The 21729-nt window shown below is 44.0% G+C and carries 21 protein-coding genes and 1 pseudogene; 7 read left to right on the top strand and 15 right to left on the bottom strand.

All coding sequences use genetic code 11. From position 1 onward, the window contains the following. Positions 1-40: 40 nt before the first annotated feature. The 6 genes from L9Q40_RS20880 to L9Q40_RS20855 all read left to right on the top strand — a co-directional run bounded on the left by L9Q40_RS20880 (position 41) and on the right by L9Q40_RS20855 (position 6370). Entirely contained in the window at positions 41-754 is a 714-nt protein-coding gene (locus tag L9Q40_RS20880; RefSeq protein ID WP_498794494.1) for an acyltransferase, read from the top strand. Between the two features lie 10 nt (positions 755-764). Continuing rightward, positions 765-1880: a glycosyltransferase gene (locus L9Q40_RS20875; RefSeq protein WP_498794493.1), complete on the top strand. Its 1116-nt coding sequence runs from the start codon at positions 765-767 to the stop codon at positions 1878-1880. Next, positions 1877-3307: a GumC family protein gene (locus L9Q40_RS20870; protein WP_498794492.1), complete on the top strand. Its 1431-nt coding sequence runs from the start codon at positions 1877-1879 to the stop codon at positions 3305-3307. Before L9Q40_RS20875 ends, L9Q40_RS20870 begins: the two co-directional genes overlap by 4 nt. A 137-nt stretch (positions 3308-3444) precedes the next feature. Beyond that, positions 3445-4536 carry a glycosyltransferase gene (locus L9Q40_RS20865; RefSeq protein ID WP_498794491.1) on the top strand — a complete coding sequence of 364 codons (1092 nt, stop codon included), beginning with the start codon at positions 3445-3447 and terminating at the stop codon, positions 4534-4536. Beyond that, entirely contained in the window at positions 4533-5735 is a 1203-nt protein-coding gene (locus L9Q40_RS20860; protein ID WP_498794490.1) for a glycosyltransferase family 2 protein, read from the top strand. The genes L9Q40_RS20865 and L9Q40_RS20860 overlap by 4 nt, the downstream gene beginning before the upstream one ends. Next, positions 5732-6370 carry a sugar transferase gene (locus L9Q40_RS20855; protein WP_498794489.1) on the top strand — a complete coding sequence of 213 codons (639 nt, stop codon included), beginning with the start codon at positions 5732-5734 and terminating at the stop codon, positions 6368-6370. The genes L9Q40_RS20860 and L9Q40_RS20855 overlap by 4 nt, the downstream gene beginning before the upstream one ends. 195 nt (positions 6371-6565) lie before the next feature. Here the strand turns inward: L9Q40_RS20855 and L9Q40_RS20850 are convergent, their stop codons facing one another. The 7 genes and pseudogenes from L9Q40_RS20850 to L9Q40_RS20820 all read right to left on the bottom strand — a co-directional run. Further along, positions 6566-6862, bottom strand: a complete 297-nt coding sequence (locus L9Q40_RS20850; RefSeq protein WP_498794488.1) for an antibiotic biosynthesis monooxygenase family protein — start codon at positions 6860-6862, stop codon at positions 6566-6568. Positions 6863-7011: 149 nt separating this feature from the next. Continuing rightward, positions 7012-7518: a 2-thiouracil desulfurase family protein gene (locus tag L9Q40_RS20845; protein WP_498794487.1), complete on the bottom strand. Its 507-nt coding sequence runs from the start codon at positions 7516-7518 to the stop codon at positions 7012-7014. A gap of 61 nt (positions 7519-7579) precedes the next feature. Continuing rightward, positions 7580-8326: a carbon-nitrogen hydrolase family protein gene (locus L9Q40_RS20840; RefSeq protein WP_498794485.1), complete on the bottom strand. Its 747-nt coding sequence runs from the start codon at positions 8324-8326 to the stop codon at positions 7580-7582. Positions 8327-8345: 19 nt separating this feature from the next. Next, on the bottom strand, positions 8346-8867 hold the full coding sequence (locus L9Q40_RS20835) for a GNAT family N-acetyltransferase (RefSeq protein WP_498794484.1): 522 nt from the start codon (positions 8865-8867) through the stop codon (positions 8346-8348). Between the two features lie 285 nt (positions 8868-9152). Further along, positions 9153-12125 carry a polysaccharide lyase family 8 super-sandwich domain-containing protein gene (locus L9Q40_RS20830; protein WP_498794483.1) on the bottom strand — a complete coding sequence of 991 codons (2973 nt, stop codon included), beginning with the start codon at positions 12123-12125 and terminating at the stop codon, positions 9153-9155. 484 nt (positions 12126-12609) lie between these two features. After that, a complete protein-coding gene (locus L9Q40_RS20825) occupies positions 12610-12945 on the bottom strand; it encodes a 5-carboxymethyl-2-hydroxymuconate Delta-isomerase (RefSeq protein ID WP_498794482.1) in 336 nt (111 codons plus the stop codon). Between the two features lie 146 nt (positions 12946-13091). Further along, positions 13092-13313 (bottom strand): annotated as a pseudogene (locus L9Q40_RS20820) (hypothetical protein); the annotation flags it as partial. Positions 13314-13375: 62 nt separating this feature from the next. Here L9Q40_RS20820 and L9Q40_RS20815 point away from each other — a divergent pair. Beyond that, a protein-coding gene (locus L9Q40_RS20815) for an IS3 family transposase (RefSeq protein ID WP_140369639.1) occupies positions 13376-14526 on the top strand; the annotation gives its coding sequence in 2 pieces (ribosomal slippage) (positions 13376-13619 and positions 13619-14526; 1152 coding nt in all). On the opposite strand, the gene L9Q40_RS20810 is transcribed toward L9Q40_RS20815, so the two are convergent. From L9Q40_RS20810 to L9Q40_RS20775, 8 genes are all read right to left on the bottom strand, one after another. Continuing rightward, on the bottom strand, positions 14498-14722 hold the full coding sequence (locus L9Q40_RS20810; protein WP_498794481.1) for a hypothetical protein: 225 nt from the start codon (positions 14720-14722) through the stop codon (positions 14498-14500). The two genes, L9Q40_RS20815 and L9Q40_RS20810, sit on opposite strands and share 29 nt — an antisense overlap. Positions 14723-14874: 152 nt before the next feature. Beyond that, complete coding sequence (locus tag L9Q40_RS20805) at positions 14875-15240, bottom strand: VanZ family protein (protein ID WP_038217559.1); 366 nt, start codon at positions 15238-15240, stop codon at positions 14875-14877. A 121-nt stretch (positions 15241-15361) separates the two neighbouring features. Continuing rightward, positions 15362-16234: a hypothetical protein gene (locus L9Q40_RS20800; protein ID WP_158133723.1), complete on the bottom strand. Its 873-nt coding sequence runs from the start codon at positions 16232-16234 to the stop codon at positions 15362-15364. Between the two features lie 230 nt (positions 16235-16464). Continuing rightward, a protein-coding gene (locus L9Q40_RS20795; RefSeq protein ID WP_498793765.1) for an IS3 family transposase occupies positions 16465-17999 on the bottom strand; the annotation gives its coding sequence in 2 pieces (ribosomal slippage) (positions 16465-17546 and positions 17546-17999; 1536 coding nt in all). A gap of 1188 nt (positions 18000-19187) precedes the next feature. After that, entirely contained in the window at positions 19188-19430 is a 243-nt protein-coding gene (locus L9Q40_RS20790) for a hypothetical protein (RefSeq protein ID WP_014232280.1), read from the bottom strand. A gap of 196 nt (positions 19431-19626) precedes the next feature. Beyond that, positions 19627-20076, bottom strand: coding sequence for a GNAT family N-acetyltransferase (locus tag L9Q40_RS20785; protein ID WP_140137367.1), 450 nt, complete (start codon positions 20074-20076; stop codon positions 19627-19629). A gap of 700 nt (positions 20077-20776) precedes the next feature. Then, positions 20777-21070 carry a hypothetical protein gene (locus L9Q40_RS20780; RefSeq protein ID WP_498794480.1) on the bottom strand — a complete coding sequence of 98 codons (294 nt, stop codon included), beginning with the start codon at positions 21068-21070 and terminating at the stop codon, positions 20777-20779. Positions 21071-21217: 147 nt separating this feature from the next. Continuing rightward, entirely contained in the window at positions 21218-21727 is a 510-nt protein-coding gene (locus L9Q40_RS20775; protein ID WP_498794479.1) for a nucleotidyltransferase family protein, read from the bottom strand. Between the last annotated feature and the right edge of the window lie 2 nt (positions 21728-21729).

Here is a 21729-nt window from a genome sequence, read left to right as displayed (position 1 = left end):
GAAATAGTCTCTTTATCACCTCAATATAAGGGACAATATCATGTTGGCTCAGCAGTTAAATGACTTCAAAGTGTGGTTACAACACCACGAAAACCCTTCATATCGCAAATTGTTTCTCATTTTGAAATCGATTCGTGCATGTGATCTTCCTACACCGACGTGGATGAACAAGACGGTTCGCACTGTTTATTCAGCGAGTACCTCCATTTGGAGCAACTTGGTTCGGGTATTTATCCATACCCCCGCCTTTAAAGGTCGCCTTTCTCAATATGGTCGAGGGCTTTATCTCTTTGGTGGTGTGCCTTTTGTTTCGGGACCACTTTCTATCATTCTTGGAAACGATTGCCGCATCTCTGGTCAAACAACGTTTAGCGCCAGACCCCAATCCAGTGATCCACAACTGATTGTTGGCAGTAACGTCGATATCGGTTGGCAGAGTACTTTTGCGATTGGGAGCCGAATTGAAATTGGAGACAATGTTCGAATTGCCGGTCGCGCCTTTCTGTTTGGATATTCTGGTCACTCACTTGACGCTGATTTAAGAGCGAAAGGCTTTGGCGATCTCGATTGCGATGTTGGAGACATCGTACTTGCAAAGGACGTATGGCTAGGAACAAACGTCACGGTTTGCCCCAATGTCACGATTGGCGAAGGGACCATCGTGGGTGCTGGTAGTGTGGTCACTAAAGACCTGCCTGCGTTTGTTGTTGCTGCTGGTAATCCTGCCAGAGTGATACGTTCACTTAATCACTAAGGAGTTCACTATGCGAGATCTTATTGTTTTTGGTGAAGATTTTGGTGGCTTACCATCGAGCACACAACATCTGGTTACCCGGTTAGCAAAACAACGCAAGGTACTTTGGGTTAACTCGATCGGACTCCGTCAACCCAAGTTAAATATGCGCGATGTTAAACGCGCTTGCGGCAAGCTTGTGGGTAAAAGTAAAGGTGGTTACACCGACCAGCGAGAGCATCACGTAAATATTACGGTGATCAACCTTAAAACGCTTCCCGCTCCTAAGTCAGCATTCGCACGTTATGTCGCCAAAACCTTGATGCGTCTTCAGCTGAAACCCGTTATCGAGAAGCTTCAGCTGCACAAACCGATTTTATGGACTTCACTTCCGACTGCAGCCGATTTATGTGGAACTCTCGGTGAGTCATCGGTGGTTTATTATTGTGGAGACGATTTCTCATCGCTTGCCGGTGTGGATCATGAGGTGGTCAAACAGCACGAAGACAAACTCGTGGAGCACGCGGACCTTATTCTCGCAGCTAGTGCGCCGTTGCTAGCAAAATTTCCCCAAACCAAAACTCACTACTTGCCTCATGGCGTAGATACCTCACTTTTTAGTCAGCCAAGCCACCGTGCCACGGATTTACCTTCTCCAAATCACAAGATTGCTGGGTTTTATGGCAGCCTGTCTAACTGGCTAGATTACGAACTCATCGAGCAAGTTTGCCTCGCGAACCCTAGCTGGCAATTTGTGTTTATCGGCCCAATTGAACTCCCAAACTATCCGCTACCGAAACTGGCGAATGTGCACTACCTTGGCCCTAAGCCACATCGCGACTTACCCAGTTACAGTCAACATTGGGATGTGAGTTTACTTCCGTTTAAATCCAATGGACAAATTGCTTCATGCAGCCCTTTAAAATTACTGGAATACTTTGCGGCAGGCTGTCCCGTCATTACTACTCCTTTTCCCGCGTTATCGCCTTACAAAGCCTTGGTTTCAACCGTCACTGATTGCGAGCAATTCACAGACGCATTAAATCAGTTAGATCGTCAATCAACCTCTGAGCGACAAAAGTCAGTTATCAACGAAAGTTGGGATGCACGTACGCTTAAATTGAACTGTATGTTGGAGTCATTATGAACGAGTTAAAACGGAGATTTATCGTCATACTCAATTCAGCATGGCGACAACGGTATGTGATTGTCGTACCGATTCTTATCCTTCCATTCGTTGGATACTTTATTGGCAAAATTGCACCGACCAACTACGTGTCGCATACGTCAATGCTGATTCAGGAAACCGCGAAGATGAATCCGTTTCTGGAAGATATCGCGGTCTCAACCATGCTAAAAGAACGTTTAAATGCCTTGAGTACGCTACTGAAAAGTCGCCATGTACTCACTGCGGTGGCAAATGAGCATCAGCTGATTAACGACTCAATGCCACCAGCCAAGCGTGATTACATCATCAATCAGCTTTCAAACAGCTTAACGATCACTCAACCGGGCAAAGACTTTCTTAAAATCTCACTGACCGCTCCCCGCCCCGACGGTATGAAAGATTTATTAGAGTCTATCAGTGAACATTTCATCGAGCAGCTTCTCGCACCAGAGCGTTCATCTATTCAGGACTCGTCAGAATTTCTCGCTATTCATATTGAGAAACGCAGACAGGAACTCGACATTGCTGAAAACGAACTGGCTGATTTTAAAAATCGCTTTGCATCGGTAACGCCAGAAATGCAAAGTCAGTCGCTAGGTCGCCTGGCCTCTCTGAAACAAAGCTACGCAGAGAAAAAAGCCGAACTCGCTGGGGTTGAAAAGAGCCTGGGTTCTCTCGATCAACAACTATCTAAAACCAACCCCGTGGTCGGAAAAATTGAAGATCAGATCATCGAGATTCGTAGCGAGCTGACTCTTCTCAAAGCGAAGTACACAGAGAGTCATAGTGCTGTTCAAGGCAAAGAACGCGAGTTACGCCGTTTAGAAAATGAACGCGCCTTATTATTGAAAATGGAGCAACCTAATATCAGTAGCGATCAGCTTTGGGATATTGCCAGCAGCAATAAATCAAAAGATCTTGGAGAGATTCAACCTTTACTCGTCACCCAGCTACAAAGCTTGCAACTCGTGCGAGGTCGTTATGAATCGCTCACAGAAGAAACAAAAAGTTTAAAAGAAATGATTTCCAGTCTGGAGCAAGAAGCCAATCGATTCGGTGATAACGCGAAAACCATGCATCGTTTAGTTCGCAATGCTGAAATTAAGCGTCAACTCTATGATGAATTAATTCAACGTTACGAAATGGCTCAGCTCACTGGTTCTTTAGGGGTTTTCGAGCAAAACAAACGCGTCAAAATTATTGACCTTCCCTATACCCCTAGTCGTCCGGCGAACCTTCCGGCGATTGTATTTGTCATTGCAGGTTTGGTGGCGGGGATTGGTTTAGGTGCTGGTATTGCGTTATTGATCGAGCTGTTTGATTCATCGATCAGACGCAAAGACGAGATCGAAGCCATTACCCAGGCGCCTGTACTCACGCACATCCCAAGAATAAAGCCGTATTAATCATAACGATTTTCAAATTGACTTTCAACTTGAGAAACACGACAAAAAACTCGTAAACCATTGTATTAATTAGATAATAAATCTGGCACACATAATGCTAATACTAGTTCAGAGCTAAACATCCGTTAGGAGCGAGTATGAGCATAAAGTCCAAAACGATTATTCACGTGGTTCAACATCTTTCCCCTGGTGGATTAGAGGCGCTCGCACTCAACATGCTGGCGTTTTCGTCCCCACACCAGAAAGTACTCATTGTTAGTTTGGAAGGTACAAAACAAGAATCAGTATTGAAATGGTCAAAACTGAAATCGGTTGAAAACCAATTAATCTTTCTAAACAAACCGTCAGGCTATAGCGTTAAGACGCTGATACAGCTGGTTAAACTGTTTCTCACGTTAAAGCCAAGCGTTGTTCATACCCATCATATTGGTCCGATTCTATACGGCTCCGTTGCTGCTCGCTTGGCCGGGGTAAAAACTCGAATTCATACCGAACACGATGCATGGCATCTATCAGACCAAAAGCACCGCGCTTTACAAAACCTGGCACTAAAAATCGCTAAACCCTGCGTTGTTGCCGATGCACTCCTGGTAAAACAACGAATTCATCAACATTTTGATTATCAGGATGTCAGGGTGATCAAAAACGGTATCGACTGCGAGAAATTCACCACTGGCTCCAAGCACCTTGCCCGTCAGCTTTTCGGACTGCCTGTGCAAAGCACCATTATTGGTACGGCAGGTCGATTAGAACAAGTCAAAGGTCACGACATTTTGATCAACGCGATGGCATTACTTCCGAACCATATACAGCTAGTTATCGCTGGGGATGGTAGCCAACGTATCAAATTAGAACAGCAAGTGAAACAACTTGGATTAAGCAGTCGAGTAACCTTTCTTGGTCTAGTTGATGACATGACGCGATTTTATCAAACGCTGGACTTATTCTGTTTGCCCTCACGTCGTGAAGGTTTCCCGCTCTCTACTTTAGAGGCTCAAGCATGTGACATTGTCACTTTAGCAAGCAACGTTGGTGCAACAAAAGAAACCCTTTGCCCAAGCACCGGAGTGTTGTTTGAAAGTGAAAACTCACAGCAGTTGGCCGCTAGTATAAAAACCGCCTTAAACAAACCAGTAAAAGCATCCCCAAGACATTTTGTCTTAAAGCATAACGACATCAGGGACATGATGCGTGCATACGAAACATTAGCTGAGGAGAAAAGCGCATGATTGATTTACTACTTACCACACTGTTTATTATCAGTTGCGTGTTGGTTATCTATCACCACGTTGGCTACCCTGTTTTACTGTCTTGGTATTCTAAAAATCACCCTTACAAAGCCCGCCGCCATAGAACGCGTGGATACAAAAATATCAAAAGCGATCAAGGATGTTCAACCATCACTATATTGGTGCCGGCCTACAACGAAGAGCAGTGGATAGCGGACAAAATTCGCAACCTATCTTCGCTTGATTATCCAAAAAATAAGTACAAAGTCATCATCGCATGTGATGGCTGTACCGATAAGACAGTGAGTATTGCAGAGCAAACCATCCAAGAAGCTATTTGTTCCGATACACATTTTGAAATCCGGGCATTTAAAACCAATCGTGGCAAAGTTGCCCTGATAAATGAACAGATGAAAACCATCACCAGTGATATTACGGCCTTGAGCGACGTGTCCGCCCTTGTTTCCATTGATGCGCTATGGATTGCAAATACACATTTTCAGGACAGTAAAGTCGGCGTCGTCAATGGTCACTATCAATTGTTTAAGCCGGGTAATGCTGGGGAAGCAAGTTACTGGAAATACCAAAGTCAGCTTAAGATGCGTGAAGCCTCACTTGGCTCAACGCTTGGAGCACATGGCGCATTTTACCTATTCCGCACGCACCTGTTTGAATCTATGAGTGCCAATACAATCAATGATGACTTTATAATTCCTATGTCGATCGTACGTCAAGGGTATATTGCTGAATATGAGCCTGAGATGGTTGCTCTGGAGATGGAAGCCACCAACGAGAAAGATGATTTTAGCCGAAGACTGCGTATCTCTGCTGGCAACATGCAGCAGGCAATCCTGCTTTGTGAGATGTTCTTACCGAAGTACAGAGGTGTTGCATTTGCATTCTTTTCCGGCAAAGGGCTACGTCTCATGACCCCTTACCTACTTCTATTTTGTTTTGTTAGTTCTATCGCCATGATGGACAACCCATTTTTCATGGCTGCACTGGTCACCCAAATCGCGATCTATTCACTGGCGATTGTGATTTATCACCTACCACATATATTTTGTCACAAAGCCTGCAAGCTACTGCTTTACATCGTTGCTGGTCATTGCGCAAATTTCATCGGTGGTATGCGATACCTATTTGGTCTTGAATCAGGAAAGTGGTCTCGTGTGGGCCAAAAAGGAGATGTACTATGAGAAACGTATCCGCACATATTTCAATTTGGTTTGCAAAACGTCTCTTTGATTTGTTCGGCGCGCTATTTGGTTTACTGCTTCTGTCACCAGTAATGCCTTTTATCGCGATAGCAATCAAACTCTCCTCTTCGGGCCCTGTATTTTATAAACAGCTTCGAGTCGGTAAATCTACACCAGAGAAAATGATGTTTTTCGAAATCATTAAATTTCGCACTATGTACCAGGATGCAGAACAACATACAGGGGCCGTTTGGGCGACGGAAAATGACCCAAGAATCACGCCAGTTGGACGATTTTTACGTAAGACTCGTTTGGATGAAATCCCACAACTTTTTAACGTAGTTAAAGGTGACATGTCACTGATAGGTCCACGGCCTGAACGCCCTAGCTTCTATAGCAAACTGGAGAGTGCGATCCCTTATTTCGCTGATAGAACCTATGGCGTGATGCCGGGCATTACCGGATTAGCGCAAGTCAATCAGGGTTATGATACCTGCATTGATGACGTGCGAAGAAAGGTCGGCTATGACCACAGTTACGCGCTTTCTCTATGCTCGATGAAGTCTTGGCTCAGTATGGATATGAGCATCATTACCAAAACCATTGTGGTGATGTTTGATGGTCGGGGGCAATAGTATAGATATACACTGGATTTCATCATTGTGACACACAGCGAATATCGAGTTGTTGGGCTTTGCTTAATAACGCAAGAGGCTCAAAGGTTAACCCCTTTGCGCCTCTACTGTGCTTGAGACAACCTATTGAAACGCCTTGCCATGATTAGCTAGAGTTTCTTTAGCACGCTTAATACTCTCAATGTGTCGCTGACACTATTTAGTTCTATCTTCAATTTCGTCGAATGCTTCAACCGAGATACGTTCAGCAATTTCACGCATCTTCTGCATTTTTTCTGGATTACGATTTTCCCAAAACTGTTCCCAATTTTCGCGCGTTTGCCATTTGGCAACAGTGAGAACCTTTTCAGGCTTATCATAGGAATGGAGCATAAAGCTACCGAGCGCACCTTCTACCGAATGGTGGATGGATTCGGTCGCCAAACGCCAGGCATCTTGAAACTCGTCCATTTTCTCGATTGGTACACGCCACTCATACACAACTCTAAACATAAAACTCCCTGTAAGATACTCAGTTTCTAAACTCCAAACCATCTGGCACATAACGTCACGTTATGGAGTGAACCAAAGCAATGCTGAAGACGCTGCAGCCATCTTAAACACAAAAACCAGCGCATAGTAAAAATGCCACGCATTGCGAATCACTCTTGAACGCTTTGTTGGCTATGTTGTTCCAGCTCTGCTTTGAGGTTAGCTACGGTATATTGACTGAATACTTTAATACCTTCACGTTCTAGTAATGTGGCCGTGACTCCCGAGCCATTTATTTTGTTGCCACTAAATGTACCATCGTAGATTCTTAAACTACCACATGAGGGGCTAGCTTCAGCGAGAATGGCGTACTTTATACGTAGCTGTTGGCATAGTTTCAGTGCATTTTGGGCGCCAACAATAAACTGATGAGTGACATCAATCCCATCATTACCGACAACACTCGCAGTGCCTTGAAGGACGTCTGCACCTTTACCCCCGATTATTTCTGCTGGAGCTCGGGGAATGGGTAAACCTGACGAAACTTCAGGGCAAAAAACCACAAGTTCAACACTTGATTGGAGCCAATTCAAGTCAGACTCTGACATGGATAAACAACTCTCATTGTATCGAACTTTGTTTCCAACCAAACACGAACTGACTAAAACCTTTTCCAAAAGTAGCTCCTTGTATTTCTGAAAATAGCTAGCGCCCTACTTAGGGATCAGCAACATAATATTATGGTTTCGTTGCCTCGACCTCATTGCCAGTAATGGTACACAAAACCAAGCCACTTTCTGTGAAACTATCACCGATAACGCGCTCTCCGGATGAGTTCCAGACAGAACTTTTACCACAGGTTTCCCAACCTCCTGTTACTGAAATGTGGTTACTTAACAGTACAGGGAAGCCGTGTTCTGACGCTATTTCAGACAAAATTTTCGAATCAGGAGCAAAACCTTTCTCTGAAATCAGCGCGCTTACTAAGTAGATATCTGCGCCTAACTTTTTAGCCTGTTGGGAGTGCTCTGGTTTTGTAAAATCAGCGCAAATCGCTAATGCAATTTTATACCCATTGACGTTAAAAAAGTAATCATCTGCCCCACATAAGCAATAGTTTTCCTCGCCTGGATGTAGGAATTTTTTCGAGTAGAACTGGACTGCGCCATTTGGAAAACAAGCCACAGCGCCAATGGTTGGCTTTAATGAATCACTAACTTGTAAAGGGCAACCTGCTATAAGGATAATCTCATTTTCAACAGAGGCTTGAGATAACTCTTTAAAGCTCGATGCCTCCGGAGCAAAAGCAAGATGAGCTGCCAAGTCAAGTTCATAGCCTGTTAGGGAGAGCTCTGGAAAAACAACAACATCGGCGTTGTAATTAGATGACAGCTCGATCATTTTAAGATGATGTTCAAGATTTGTATCTAAGTCGCCTCTAGCGACAGGGATTTGAGCCAAGCTTATCGTTACACGAGTTTTCAAGTTTCCTCCTTAAACACAACTAGTACATATAACCTAACCAGTCCATGTGTCCAACTGCCCAGGTTTTCCCGTTCATTGACTTTATATACAAATCATTCACCCGCTCCACTGCGACACCATAATTTCTGTGTTCAGATAGTCGCAACCATGAACTGAGCGTATCAACACGCTGATAACCATTTTGTGTATAAAAGCTATGCAGATCAGATATTAAGATTATGAAATCGACATCTTTAGTAGAAGCATAATCTGCAAGCTGAGATAACATTGAAGAGCCAATACCTTTACCTTGATGAGCGCTGTCGATACAAAAATCGATCACACCTAAGACTTTGTAGGTTTCTTCTCCCACGGCTATCACTCGATAGTCTAAGCCCATGTAACCAACAAGTTGATTACCTTTATATTTCAGAGCTCTCATGTGAGGAAGTTGCTTGTAATAAGAGCGTGCCACTTGATCTTCAGGAAACGACTGGTTTCGCAAAGACTGAATCTCAGAATGCTGATCTCTCGATAATTCTATTTCCGGGTAAATATCCATATTTGACCTTTAAAGGCTATCACTGTGTTAAAGCGCCGCATAGCTACATTATCAAAACTTAACCCAAAAATGAGTACCCCTGACGCATCAACATCACAGCCGCGTCCATTCCAGTAGACTCTGCCATCAACTCTTTTACGACTTAGCTGCTTGTAATATCAGCTAAGGTTTTTGACCGCAGGCCACCATACGCAGACCCTGGCGCATCAGCTGCATAAGACAGAGCATCAATTATCAAACTGATGCTCTGTTCACTACACTCCTCGGCAGTTCCTCCTTAAGAACTTATTTCACCGGCTCTTCCAAGTCACCTTGGATTAGCAGCTGAGGTGTATATTTACCGCCACTGTGCTCTTTGGTAGATAAACCGACATAACCGCCTTGACCTTTCTCGTCGATATTAACCAGAACCAGATCCAGTGAACGCTTGCTGTCCAATTTGTTGACGATATCAGTTACATCCAGCTCAATCCATTTCTGGCTTTGACCATGGCTGGCTGTGGCAATGCCAGATGCTGTGGCGCCATCGGTGGAAGGTAGAGTATTCCAAGTGATGCTTTCTTTTTCAACCCAGTCGCCGGCGTTTGCAGCAAAAGCCTGCAAGCGGGTGTCTTTATTACCGCCAGTTTTGTCTGGACGGGTGTCAACACCTCGGATATGCAACTTTAATTTGGCGGAAGTCGCTTTTAAGCCCGTCAGGCCGTTTGTATCAAAGCGAAGAATACTTATATGATCCAGTGCCGGGTTATTGTAGTGATTTTCTACCCCCATGAACCCCCAAGCAATACCGTCGAATTTGTCAGCCTGATTACCACCGCGCACATAAGCGTCCTGAGTCACTTTCAGCTCTAGTCCGCCAGCTGCCAGATCTTGCTTGGCCTTAGCTCTGGCTTCTGCATCAGCTTTTGCTTGGGCTTCAGATGCCTCTTTGGCTGCAGCTTCCGCTTTGGCAACAACTGCGGCTTGGGCTTCAGCTGCGACTCTTGCTTCTTCTTCTGCTTGCTTGATTTCATCCCTGAAAGCTTGGTTTATCTTCTCCGCACCTTGGTAGAACGGGAAGGTTACGCTGTTACCTTGTTCCGCAGTTTTGCCGTGTGTCATCACCATGCGAGTTACCGCTTCGCCCTTGGCTTTAGAGTCCAGCGTCAGCTTAACTTCGGCGTAAGACAAACCCGGTGTGGATAAGGTTACGATCGGTTCAGCGCCACTTTCATCTACCAGCAATACGCTTGGTTTATCTACAGAAACCGTAAGATCGTCGCTGATCACTACGCTGCCGGCCTGATGGAAAACGACACCAGTGATCTTAAGATCGGAATTACGCACGGCCTGTACGCTGGTGCTGTTCTGCAGTACGGTCACTGGCATCATCTGCTGATAGGACGCCGTCTGCTCTGCGGTTAGCTCAGGCACAATAATGTACTGGTAGTCGGCGTCACTTGGTTTCACACCGTGGCTGATATGCAGGGTGAAGACATCCTTAGAGACTTCATTGGCGGAAGATCCACTGCGGATCCGTTTCCAGTTACCTTTCCGCGTCTGGTTGGACAGATGGCGTTCGCCGTTTTGCGGGAATATATAGCCTACGCCATCATGGTGCACCCAGTTGGCAGAGCTGATCTCGCGTACACCGTTTTCAACTTCCACACCATCAACCGTCACCTTACCGTTGAGCAGGGTCTGGTTGAGAGTAGTGTTCACATTTTCAGCGGATGTTGAAGAGATGCCAGCGCCCAACGCAACTATCTCGTTTTTAAAGCTGAACCATGATTTCTTCGCTTTAGTGTTGAATGCATCACCTTTGGCTGGACTGGTATCCAGGTTCATATCCATGGTTGTTACGCCATAATTGCCGTTAGACACGCCACCCACGAAAGCAACTTCTGGCTGTTCAACCTTACCCCAGTCATCCGGCAAGCCTTCATATTCAGGCGCGGTTACGCCCGGCACCAACTTCCAGTTCCATACCGGGAAAATGTTGTGGTATTCGTCGCCGCGCAGTTCCAGGAATGTGCTGCCGAAGCCCAGCCAATAGCCCAACAGGTTTTCACCGTTACCGCTTTCATTAGGATAGGTTCGTTGGGAGTTCATACGAATGCCAAAAAAGTGACCATCGGCCATTTTGGTGGAATAGTCACTGCGCCAGAAGTGTTTAAAGCCATTCAAACCGGAAGGTACGCCATGTCTGGAACCTGTAACGTGCGCTTTAAAGGCCATCGCTTCAGCTGTGCGTTCAGGAGTTAATGCCGCCACCATATCCATCTGGGTGATATTATTGCTTAGTTTTAACGGCGGTAACTCAGCCAGAGGAGTCAGTTCTGGTTTGCTACGGCTGATACCGCGTCCCCAGGTGTTGTAGTCCAGACGGCTGCCGCGCTTCATCCAGCGCCAGCCATCCAGGAAGAAGTTGGTGAGAATATCCGCCTTCTCTTGGCTAAACCGCCATTCGGTATCGCGGACCATATAGGCGACTCGCAAGGTTGCGCCAAACCAGACTTCGCCATAGCCTGCGCTGTACAGTTGAGCGCCGTGCTGGTGGAAAGAGTAATCCGCCTGAATGCCTTCGCCATTGGTGAGTTTGACGGTATTTTCCATGTCTTTTACTGCGGCGCCAACCAGAGATTTGCTATGGATCAGCAGGCCACGGTAGATTACGACCAGGTTGATGTCACTACGGTTACCACCTGTTGTCTCAGCATTATCACTCTTACGGACCCCAGGAGTATCTGACATGATCATCGCGGTTTGAAAGCGCTGCTCCATCGGCAGAAGGTCACCCAACATCAGAGCAACTTCACCCAAGAATTGAGGCTGACCAATGTCTGCCCACCACCAACCGGTTTTGAAATCTTGTTGATGCCAATAGGTCAATCCACGGATAGCGGCATCCGCCAAATCGGCATTATTTGATTGCACGAAAGCGGCGCCGATCATCCGCAGGCGTCTTAGGTGATCTCCGGCTTGCCAACCAGTTGGATCTTCGTCGGCATATTCAATATCTTCCCAACTGCCATCCGCGGCCATGCTGTCAGCATACTCTTGCGCTAGCTCCGACACTGATTTCTGTTGTCTAGCGGCTATGTCGGTTTGGCGCTCAACAAAACCACTCAGCATATTCTGGCGCACCAGCTCGAACTCATTGGCTGCCTGAGATTGAACTTCGGAAGCATGTTGACTTTCGACTTCTTTGATTATTCCATTACATCCAGTAATGGCTAGCACCGATGCGGTAATTACCGATAATTTGAACTTCTTCAACTTCAACTCCACATTTATTCTGACAAAAGAACAAAGGAAACCTGAAACAACGTTTCTCTTGTGGTGAAACAATAAATATTTTATTAACTTGTATTAGTTCTGATGAAGATAACGCGAAGCAGATCAAATCATCCTAGCCATCTGTAGTGATTTTAATCACAAAAGGTGCCGTGTTGAGTAACAACCTCTTTTTTGAAATGTGCCATTTACGGATAAAATGGGCATCATACATTTCTGATCACCAATATATTCTGTCGTAAGTTGCATTGCTGCCGATTTGTACAGACTCCCCATCCCAAAAGTAATGGACAAAAGCAACGGACTGATCAGATTCGAGGCTTTCAGGGTAACTTGTGAAACATAACGTTCTATTTAGGGGTGAACAACGCAATACCTAAGCCGCGGAAAACCAACTTATTCACTTAAAGCAACGCATAGTAAAAATGCCACGCGTTGCGAATCTGTCTTAAACAGTTTGTTATATTTAAACTATCTGCTTGGCATAACTGTTTCGGTCTATATCTACAACCTCTACTGTTAATGAAGCACTAACTAACTGGATTGATTTCAGCCTGGACATGACACTATGAGACAAAAGTAACTTGTCTTGTTCATTACGACCAGAAAGAATACGCAAAGTTACGTGAATAACGTCTTCTTTAGCGGAGCCTGTTTGATAGTTTTCATATGCAATACTTCTAACCTTTATATCGCTACCATCTGGCTCAAACAAATTAGACTCTAAAGCACCCAAAAACACTTTCTGATTCAAGTCTACCGATTCGATAGACGATGAATGCTCAATAATACAATGAGGCAAAACTTACTCCTTAAATATAACGCCGCGTTAAGGGGTGAACAACGCGACCACCAAACCTAACCATTGTGCCGTAAACACTAAAGTTGAATCAAACTGAAAATGCCAAGCGTTGTGAATCCGTCTTAAACGCTTTGTTATACAAACTGTTACAGCTTATCCGCCAACTTCTTAAGGTAAGATTTGGCTAGTTCATTTTTACCCCGGCTTAACCACTTTACACACTCTAAAAGTTCCCAGATTAAGCCTTGGTCACCATTTGTATATGCAGGAAAGTCTTCATGCTTTGGCGCTGGAGCATCGGTTAATCGTGACTCCACCGCACCTGCTTTATCAAATAGCACTTTGAAAGGTCTAGAGATATCAAAAGGTGATCCGCACTAGCAGTTTTGGACACTGAGTTAAGTGAGTACAATCACTAACGAGGTGAACTATGACAAACAAGAAGAAACGTATTATCCATTCTCCTGAATTTAAAGCCGAAACTCTGAAGCTAGCAGAGAACGTGGGAGTCGCTGCGGCAGCAAGACAGCTCTCCTTACATGAATCTCAGATCTACGCTTGGCGCAAGACTGTAAAGAAAGACACCACAACCAGTCAGCGAGAACAAGAGCTAGCCGCTGAAGTAGCCAAGCTTAAAAGGCAGTTGGCAGAACAAGCAGAAGAGCTAGATATCGTAAAAAAGGCCGCCACCTACTTCGCGAAAAATCTAAAGTAGATTGCTATGAATTCATGCTCGAACACCTGCTGTGCTTCAGTGTTGTCCGCATGGCTAAGGTGTTCAGGGTTTCTCGAAGTGGGTTTTATTATTGGATTAAGCATCGCCACAAGGCTATTCAACGCGAAGCAACTCGCCAAGAACTTGATACAAAGGTTAAAGATGCTTTTGACAACAGTAAGGGGAGAGATGGTTCAAGGCGCATCCAGAAAGAACTGTCTGAGAACGGTGATAGCCATGATGTTAAAACCATTGCAGCCAGCATGAAGCGTCAGGATTTAACGCCGAAAGCGGCACGCAAGTTTAAGTGTACAACGGACAGCAAGCATAAGATGCCTGTAGCTCCGAACTTGCTAGCTCAGGACTTTAATGCAACGGCCCCGAATCAGAAATGGGCGGGAGATATCACGTATCTTGCCACAAGCGAAGGCTGGCTGTATTTGGCTGTGATCATTGACCTTTACTCACGACAAGTAATCGGCTGGTCGATGGATACGAGGATGACGGCAACACTGGTCTGCGATGCATTATCAATGGCTCTGTTCCGTCGAGGCTTCCCAGAGGAAGTTATTGTTCATAGTGATCGTGGTAGCCAGTATTGCTCGAAAGATTATCGAGACCTCATAACTGCTTATAATCTAAAACAAAGTATGAGTAGGAAAGGAAACTGCTGGGACAATGCTTGTGTTGAGAGCTTCTTCCATTCGATGAAAGTAGAAGCGATTCAATACGAACCGATAATGACCAGAGATGAGATGCGCCAAACGGTCTTCGAGTACATAGAGGTTGATTATAATCGGACGAGAAGGCACAGTGCTCTTGGGTATCTAAGCCCAGTTAACTTTGAACAGCAAAATGTCGCTTAATGAAGTGTCCAGTCTGGCTGGAGCAGATCAATCCCAAAGATAGTAAAACAATCGTCAGTGTCGAATATTTGTTGTGTTTAATTAGACGCCTTGAAGCTTGAAACCTAGTCTTTGATGTCGCATCTATTTTCTTATACAAGGTTTGGTAAGAAGTCGGTTTATCAACCACTACCTGTACCTTTTGCTTTCCTGTCATTTCTATTTATTTACTCCGAATTGATTGAGCGTATAACGCCGCGTTAAGTGGTGAACAACGCCTACCACCAAACCTAAACCATTGTACCTTAAACACTAAACCTGACTGGACCTGAAACCGCCAAGCGTTGTGAATCCGCCTTAAACGCCTTGTTATTGCGATTTTTCCTTGAGAATCATCGACCGAGCAAAAGTCGCTATTAAGATACCTACCACTAGCCCTAAACCATTTGCACCTAAATCGAGCCATTCACCATAGCGATTTACATATGGTTGAACTAATTCAATAACCCCACTACACGCTAAAAACCCTACTATCAAGAATAGCCACTTCTTGGGTCTAGCTAACGAAATTGGAAATGCCAAAGCCCCATAAGCAATAAAATGGTGAGTTTTGTCTGAGCCAGGAACAGGAGGAAGACTTTCCACTGGATATAGAGACAAACCCGTGATTATGAGGGCTATTGCAATAGTAAATAGCAACCAATGGATTTGAACTAAATTTAATACAGATTTCAAGATACACTCCAAATCGCTATAACGCCGCATTAAGGTGTGAGCAACGTTTGGCTATACTTGAGCAAAGCGAAAGCGCCAAGCGTTGCGAATCACTCTTAAATGCTTTGTTAAATGGCTTGAACTACTTATCATTCGCTGATTGCTTCAATGATTGAAGCTCAATTACAACAAATAGACACATCCCTCCAAAAATCAATATAAAGAACAAAAAACCCAACTTAATATATATAGACTTCTTAAGTTCTATGTTTTTAGGAGAAAGTATCGTTAGTTTCTTTCCTTTTAACTTGGGGTATTTCTCATAAATCGAACTAATGTAATTATCTCTATAATCAGAGTCGGGGATCAATTTAAAGTACTTAACATCAGAAAAGTCATAACTATTCACATGTTGCCTTGACATATGCCTTAGGGCGTGAATGGAAGAATTCAGCATTGTCTCGCTTGAATTTGCTTTAATATCCTGACTAAAAGGAAATACAGCCCAGACTGTCATACTTATATTTAAAGGAACTGAGACGTGATTTGAAATTGAAATTATAGCCCCCCCCCTAGCAGATCTACTGTTAAGGCTAATTTTATCAATAATCTTGTTCCTCATGACATTGTAGTTCTTTAAAGTTATGTTTCCTTGGTGTGAACTTGAATTCAGACTATAGGGATCATTGTATGATTTAACTTCATTTGAACAACAACGAGGTAGGTCTTGTACCATTGTGATTAACATAGAAAGATAAAAAACCATGATGATAAGAACTAATGAACGACTAAAATTACCTTTATATGTAAGTATCCCTAACGGTTTTACCATCACGATACAAAGAGCTGCTGACAATAAAAACGGAAAACTGGATAAGTAAAAGTGGCGATTAGCCAAAGTGCTAAGCTGCTCACCAAACAACCAATTCATTAGTATTAAGCTACTAAGGGTAAAAAAAACCAGTTTTACAAATGGTATATAGATAGCTTTAGTTTTCTCCGAAAAATTATCCACTTGTACTCCTTTACTATTCTTGTGATACCAAAGCTAGATGCCATTTAACGCCCAATTAAGTAGTGAGCAACGTAATACAAAAGCCACCGCATTTGCGCCATAAACACAAAACTCTCTGCAAACCAAAACTGCCACGCGTTGCGAATCTGCTTAAATTGTTTGTTATGCGATTTTTTCGACAATGCTAAATTCGGCGTTTTTCAAGGTAGTTGTCATCATTTGCTTGCTTATTAAGCAGCTTCTCTTTCTGGATTTAGGTGAACTTCACCGACTGGTTCACAGTTCCTGATATCACTAGGCCAACGCTCAGGTTTTCGCTGCTTTGCTGCGAGCAATACCTCAGCTCGGCGCTTCAAGATCTCTTCATCTTGTCCATTATGACGCTCTGAAGGCGTGACATAATTTAGCTTACTGTGCTTGTGTTCAGTGTTGTACCAGCGCACGAAGGCTTCAACCCAACTGCGACTACTGTCAAGAGTTTCAAAGCCCTTTGTCGGCCAGTTTGGCACGTACTTAACCGTGCGGAACAACGATTCAACATACGGGTTGTCATCACTGACTCTTGGGCGGCTATACGATGAGGTAATGCCTAATTCATCCATCTTCGCTTTGAACGTCAGCGATTTCATGGGCGCACCGTTATCCGAGTGAAGTACCAGCGGTTGATTGAAGCACTGTTCTCGCATCAACGTCCGTTGCAGGAGTTGTGACGCTAACTCACCGCACTCACGTTCATACACCTCATAACCCACGATTTTTCGGCTGTAGATGTCCTCAATGACGTACAGATAATAGTGTTGGCCTCGAACCTTTGAAGGCAAGTAAGTGATATCCCATGTGTAGATTTGATTCGAGCCTGTCGCCGTATAACTCGTTGGCTTCGCTTGCTTTTGTCTACTCCGCTGACGGCCTCGATTATGAAGTTGTCCTTGTGCACTCAGTATCCGATAATAGCTCGACTCTGAGGCGATATATTCACCTTTATCAAGCAATGTTGGTACGATTTGAGTCGGAGGTAAGCTCGCAAACTCAGGGCGGTTACATACCTCGATAATCGCATCACGCTCTTGCTGCGAGAGCTTGTTAGCTGGCTCTGCTCTGGCACAGGTCGGTCTTTTATCCGCCTGAACCTCTCCTTGTCGATACCATCGACGATACGTTCTCACGTCAATTTGAACCTCATGACAAGCTCGTTCTAAGCGGCAACCGCTTTGCTTGGCATCGTGGATAAGAGCAATCAGGTACTGCCTTTCATCGGTTGAGGTTAGTCGTCCTCTGGCTCTTCCCCGTAAAAGGCTCTGAGCTTTTTTCGTAGAACCAACAGGGCAGCAGTTTCAGCCAGTGCCTTTTCTTTGTGGCGTAATTCCTTCTTAAGCTCTTTGATTTCAAGCTTATCCGCTTTGGCCTGCTTCTTTGCTTCCGCTTCCCGCTCTTTACTCGACATAAACCCCTGCATACATTCGCTGCGCCAGCTTTGGACTTGCTCAGGAAACAGACCTTTTTCACGACAATATTGGCTGAGTTCATTCTCGGTCATCGAGTAAGTCTCGGCGACGATGGCAAGTTTAGTTTGAGCAGACCACTGCTCTGTTGAAGTGTTGCTGTTTGGCACTGCGGCTCCTGAATGTCTTAGTTGCTGTCGCCAATGATACAGGGTCGCGGTGCTAATGCCTTCTTCTTTTGATAATTGGCTTACTGACATGGAGTATGGAGGCAGTAGCTTCTTCAATATGGCTTCTTTTCTTTCTGCTGGAATACGAGACAAGGTTCACTCATTACCACCCATACTGGTTAAATTTTAACAGTGACAACTATCCTGCCAGAGGGGGAATTGGCTAGCGAAAACATTACTTTAAACACGAAAAACTACAAACGCACATATGACTTTTTGTGATTCAAGAACCAACGAATTCAACATTTCGTAAAAAGGCCGCCACAACTACGGAGCGCTGCCTTAAAGCGAAGATATGGCTTTTGCTTGCAAGAAACTCAACGAGCCGGAATTTCAGCAAATACCGACTTTCCATGAACTTGCCCTTTTCACACTTTGCACCCGAGAAACTTCCCGTGACCAAATACGATTTTTAATGAGGCAACTTCTCGAACTTTGACATTTTTTACGGTTTAAGTGATTCAAGAATTTGAGCCGACAATGCTGATTTGCCGAAACCGAAAAACGAATTGCCAGAGAGATTAAATTAGGAGAAACCTAAAATTTTGCCTTGTCGCATAACGCCCAATTAAGGGGTGAACAACGCCTCCACCCAAACCTAAAGCATTGTGCCATAAACACTAAATTTGAAGTAGAAGCAAAAATGCCAAGCGTTGTGAATCCCTCTTAAATTGCTTGTTATGTTCTACCACAAACACATGATTTACTTGAGAAAGAACTGCTATTTCTAACTACTTTTCTGAAGCAAACCACAAGGTAAGAACCAACTTGGCTACCAAAGGCGATTAACCAAAAACGTGTAATTCCACTTCTTTGCCCAATGAGGCAACCCAACGAACTTTCAACAAGCGCCCTTTCTTTCCAACCAAAGTGCAGACAATGGCAAATTGCCGAGGCAACTGCCAAGCCAAAATGCCAATTGACTAAGAACCTAAAAGCGACTTTGAGCCAGTTAAACAAGAAGCCAACCGCCACGACCTGACAATGAAGCAACCCTCGAACATTGGCATGTTTTACGGGCTGAGAGATTCAAGAACTTAGACCGACAATGCGGATTTGCTGAGTCTACTAGGGACGAGTTGCCAAAGGGACAAAGAACTAGAGCCTAAGACCATTAAACCTTTGAATTACAAGTAAACATAACGCCATGTTAAGGGGTGAGCAATGCAATACCGATGTTGCTGCAAACCACCTTAAACACAAAAACCAACGCATAGCGAAAATGCCACGCGTTGCGAATCCCTCTTGAACATTTTGTTAGCTCTCTGTATGTCGCATAAGCTATTGAAACTCTTGACCATGATTTTCTATGGTTGCTTTGCCACAAATCGTACAAACAACATACCTATCAGTTAACTCTAAAGAAGCACCTCCAGGTAAAGAAGCGGCGGAACCACTAAAGAAGCCATCTAAAAACGCTTTGAACTGTTCTTTTTTGGACTTGCCGTATTTCGATGGTTTTTGCTTCATTGTTTCTTTGTGTTCAGTGTCCTTCCCACATTTTTCGCAAAACCTAGTGTTCATAATGCCTCCTGAATCGATTGCTACAGAGAAGGTAACCCACAACACTCTTTGATTTTGTGATGAAATTCATAAGAGAGCTAACGCCGCATTAAGGGGTGAGCAACGCCACGACCCAACCTAAGCTATTGTGCCGTAAACACTAAAGTTGATTCAAACCAAAACTGCCAAGCGTTGTGAATCCCTCTTAAATGCTTTGTTATGTGACTAGCGCCTTTGATAGGCAAATTGACCGTTTTACACCAACGTATTTTCCATATTCACCTGACTCTGAATAAGAGTTACGTTTATAGAAGTTCACCGCTTTTGAGTTAATTCTACGTGTAGACAGGACGGCTTTTTTATAACCTTTTTCAACCGCATAACATTCTAGTTGTTTGAGTAAATAACCACCTGCGCCAGGTTTGTTTGAGTACATTCGCTTTAATTCACAGACTTCATTTTGATGGTGCCTAAAAACCCCACACGCTACAGCAACTTTGCTTAGGTAGACCACAATACATCCATCTTTCGACGAATCGAAAGCATCAGATGAAAACGAGCTTTCGCCAGAATCATTAGTGATCTGGCTAAGTGAGGAGTTCAGTTCAGCCACGAGTGACTGAAAATCAATATTGTTTGGTTCTACTTTCTTGTGTTCGAATCTCATACCTGTCACATAACGCCCTGTTAAGGTGTGAGCAACGCACTGACCAAGCCGCTGCATTGCACCTTAAACACAAAACTCACTGCAAACCAAAATTGCCACGCGTTGCGAATCTGCTTGAATTGTTTGTTATGCGAATTTTCGACAACGCCAAATTGAACAACGAAAACATTACCTTAAACACGAAAAACTACAAACACACAGATAACTTTTTGTGATTCAAGAACCAACGAACTCAACATTTCCAGAAAATGTCCGCCACAAGCGCTGAACGCGGCTTGAAAGCGAAGAATTAGCTTTTGCTTGCGAGAAACTTAACGAGCCGAAATTTCAGCGAATACTGACTTTCCGTAAACTTGTCCTTTCCACACTTTGCGCCCGACAAACTTTCTACGGCCAAATGCGATTTTTAATTGAGGCAACTTCACGAACTTTGACTTTGGCATGTTTACGGTTTGAGTGATTCAAGAATTTGAGCCGAAAATGTCGATTTGCCGAAACCAAAAAACGATTGGCCAAAGAGATTAAATTTAGAGAAACCTAAAAATTTTGCCTTGTCGCATAACGCCCTGTTAAGGGGTGAGCAACGCAATACCGAAGTCGCCGCATACCGCCTTAAACACTAAAACCAACGCATAGTAAAAATGCCACGCGTTGCGAATCCCTCTTGAACAGTTTGTTATGTGATTACTGACAGTTATCGCTACACTCTTGTACAACTGAACACGTGATGCTCATTAAACTCAATTTCATCACCCAGCTGCAAGCTCTTGAACGCGACGCTAATACTTGGTTCAAAACCACTAATTTTACCTTGGTATGTTTTCGCAGCTATCTCTTTAACAGATGTTACTGTAATTCTTTCAGAATCATATTGAAGCGTTACAGAGTCGCCTGTATTGATACCGGAATACTCGATCGGTTTCCCTGGAGTATGGGCACTTATTACTGAATATGTAATCGCTGTTTCAAATCCTAATTCTTCTGCATTTTTCATAATATTTCCTCCAATCACATAACGCCGCATTAAGGTGCGAACAACGCTAAACACCTAACCTAAACCATTGCACCTTAAACACTAAAACCAAGTTTAAACTTAGATCGCCAAGCGTTGTGAGTCACTCTTAAATGCTTTGTTAGTTGGCTATTCCCAAGGTTCCACTGTAATGTCAGGCCAACGCTTACGATAACCACCGACCATTTGATTATAGCTTTCGCGTGTCATTGCAATAGGATTTGGCTTTACCCTTTTATTGAATGCATCAGATAGCCCATAAGGCGAGTAAACACGCATTATACCGTTTGAATTTAACTTAAATCCGATTGCAAATGCAGATAACCAAGAATCAATGCCCTGCTCTACTTTTGTATATGCAGGTATAGTTTGACCAAATCTATGAAGATACCATTCATGAACACGCGCTTGGTTTACCACATCAATTGGGACTTCATGCTTCACAATACTGTTAATTCGGCTGCTGTAGCGTTCTTCATTAGAGATACTAGCGTTATCGAAGTAAACAATATCGAAATCCTTAACGTTCTTGAGTGGTCTTTCACCTGAGAGTGAGTTCCAAATCAGTTGTGTGACTGAACCGCCTGCAATGAAGTAGTCAGGTAATCCAACCTCAATACATGCCTGAGCAGTTTCCATTA

Source organism: Allocatenococcus thiocycli, from assembly GCF_921292965.1.
Taxonomy (GTDB): domain Bacteria; phylum Pseudomonadota; class Gammaproteobacteria; order Enterobacterales; family Vibrionaceae; genus Vibrio; species Vibrio natriegens.
The sequence above is the reverse complement of the archived record's forward strand: the minus strand, read 5'-3'. Positions and strand labels throughout refer to the sequence as shown.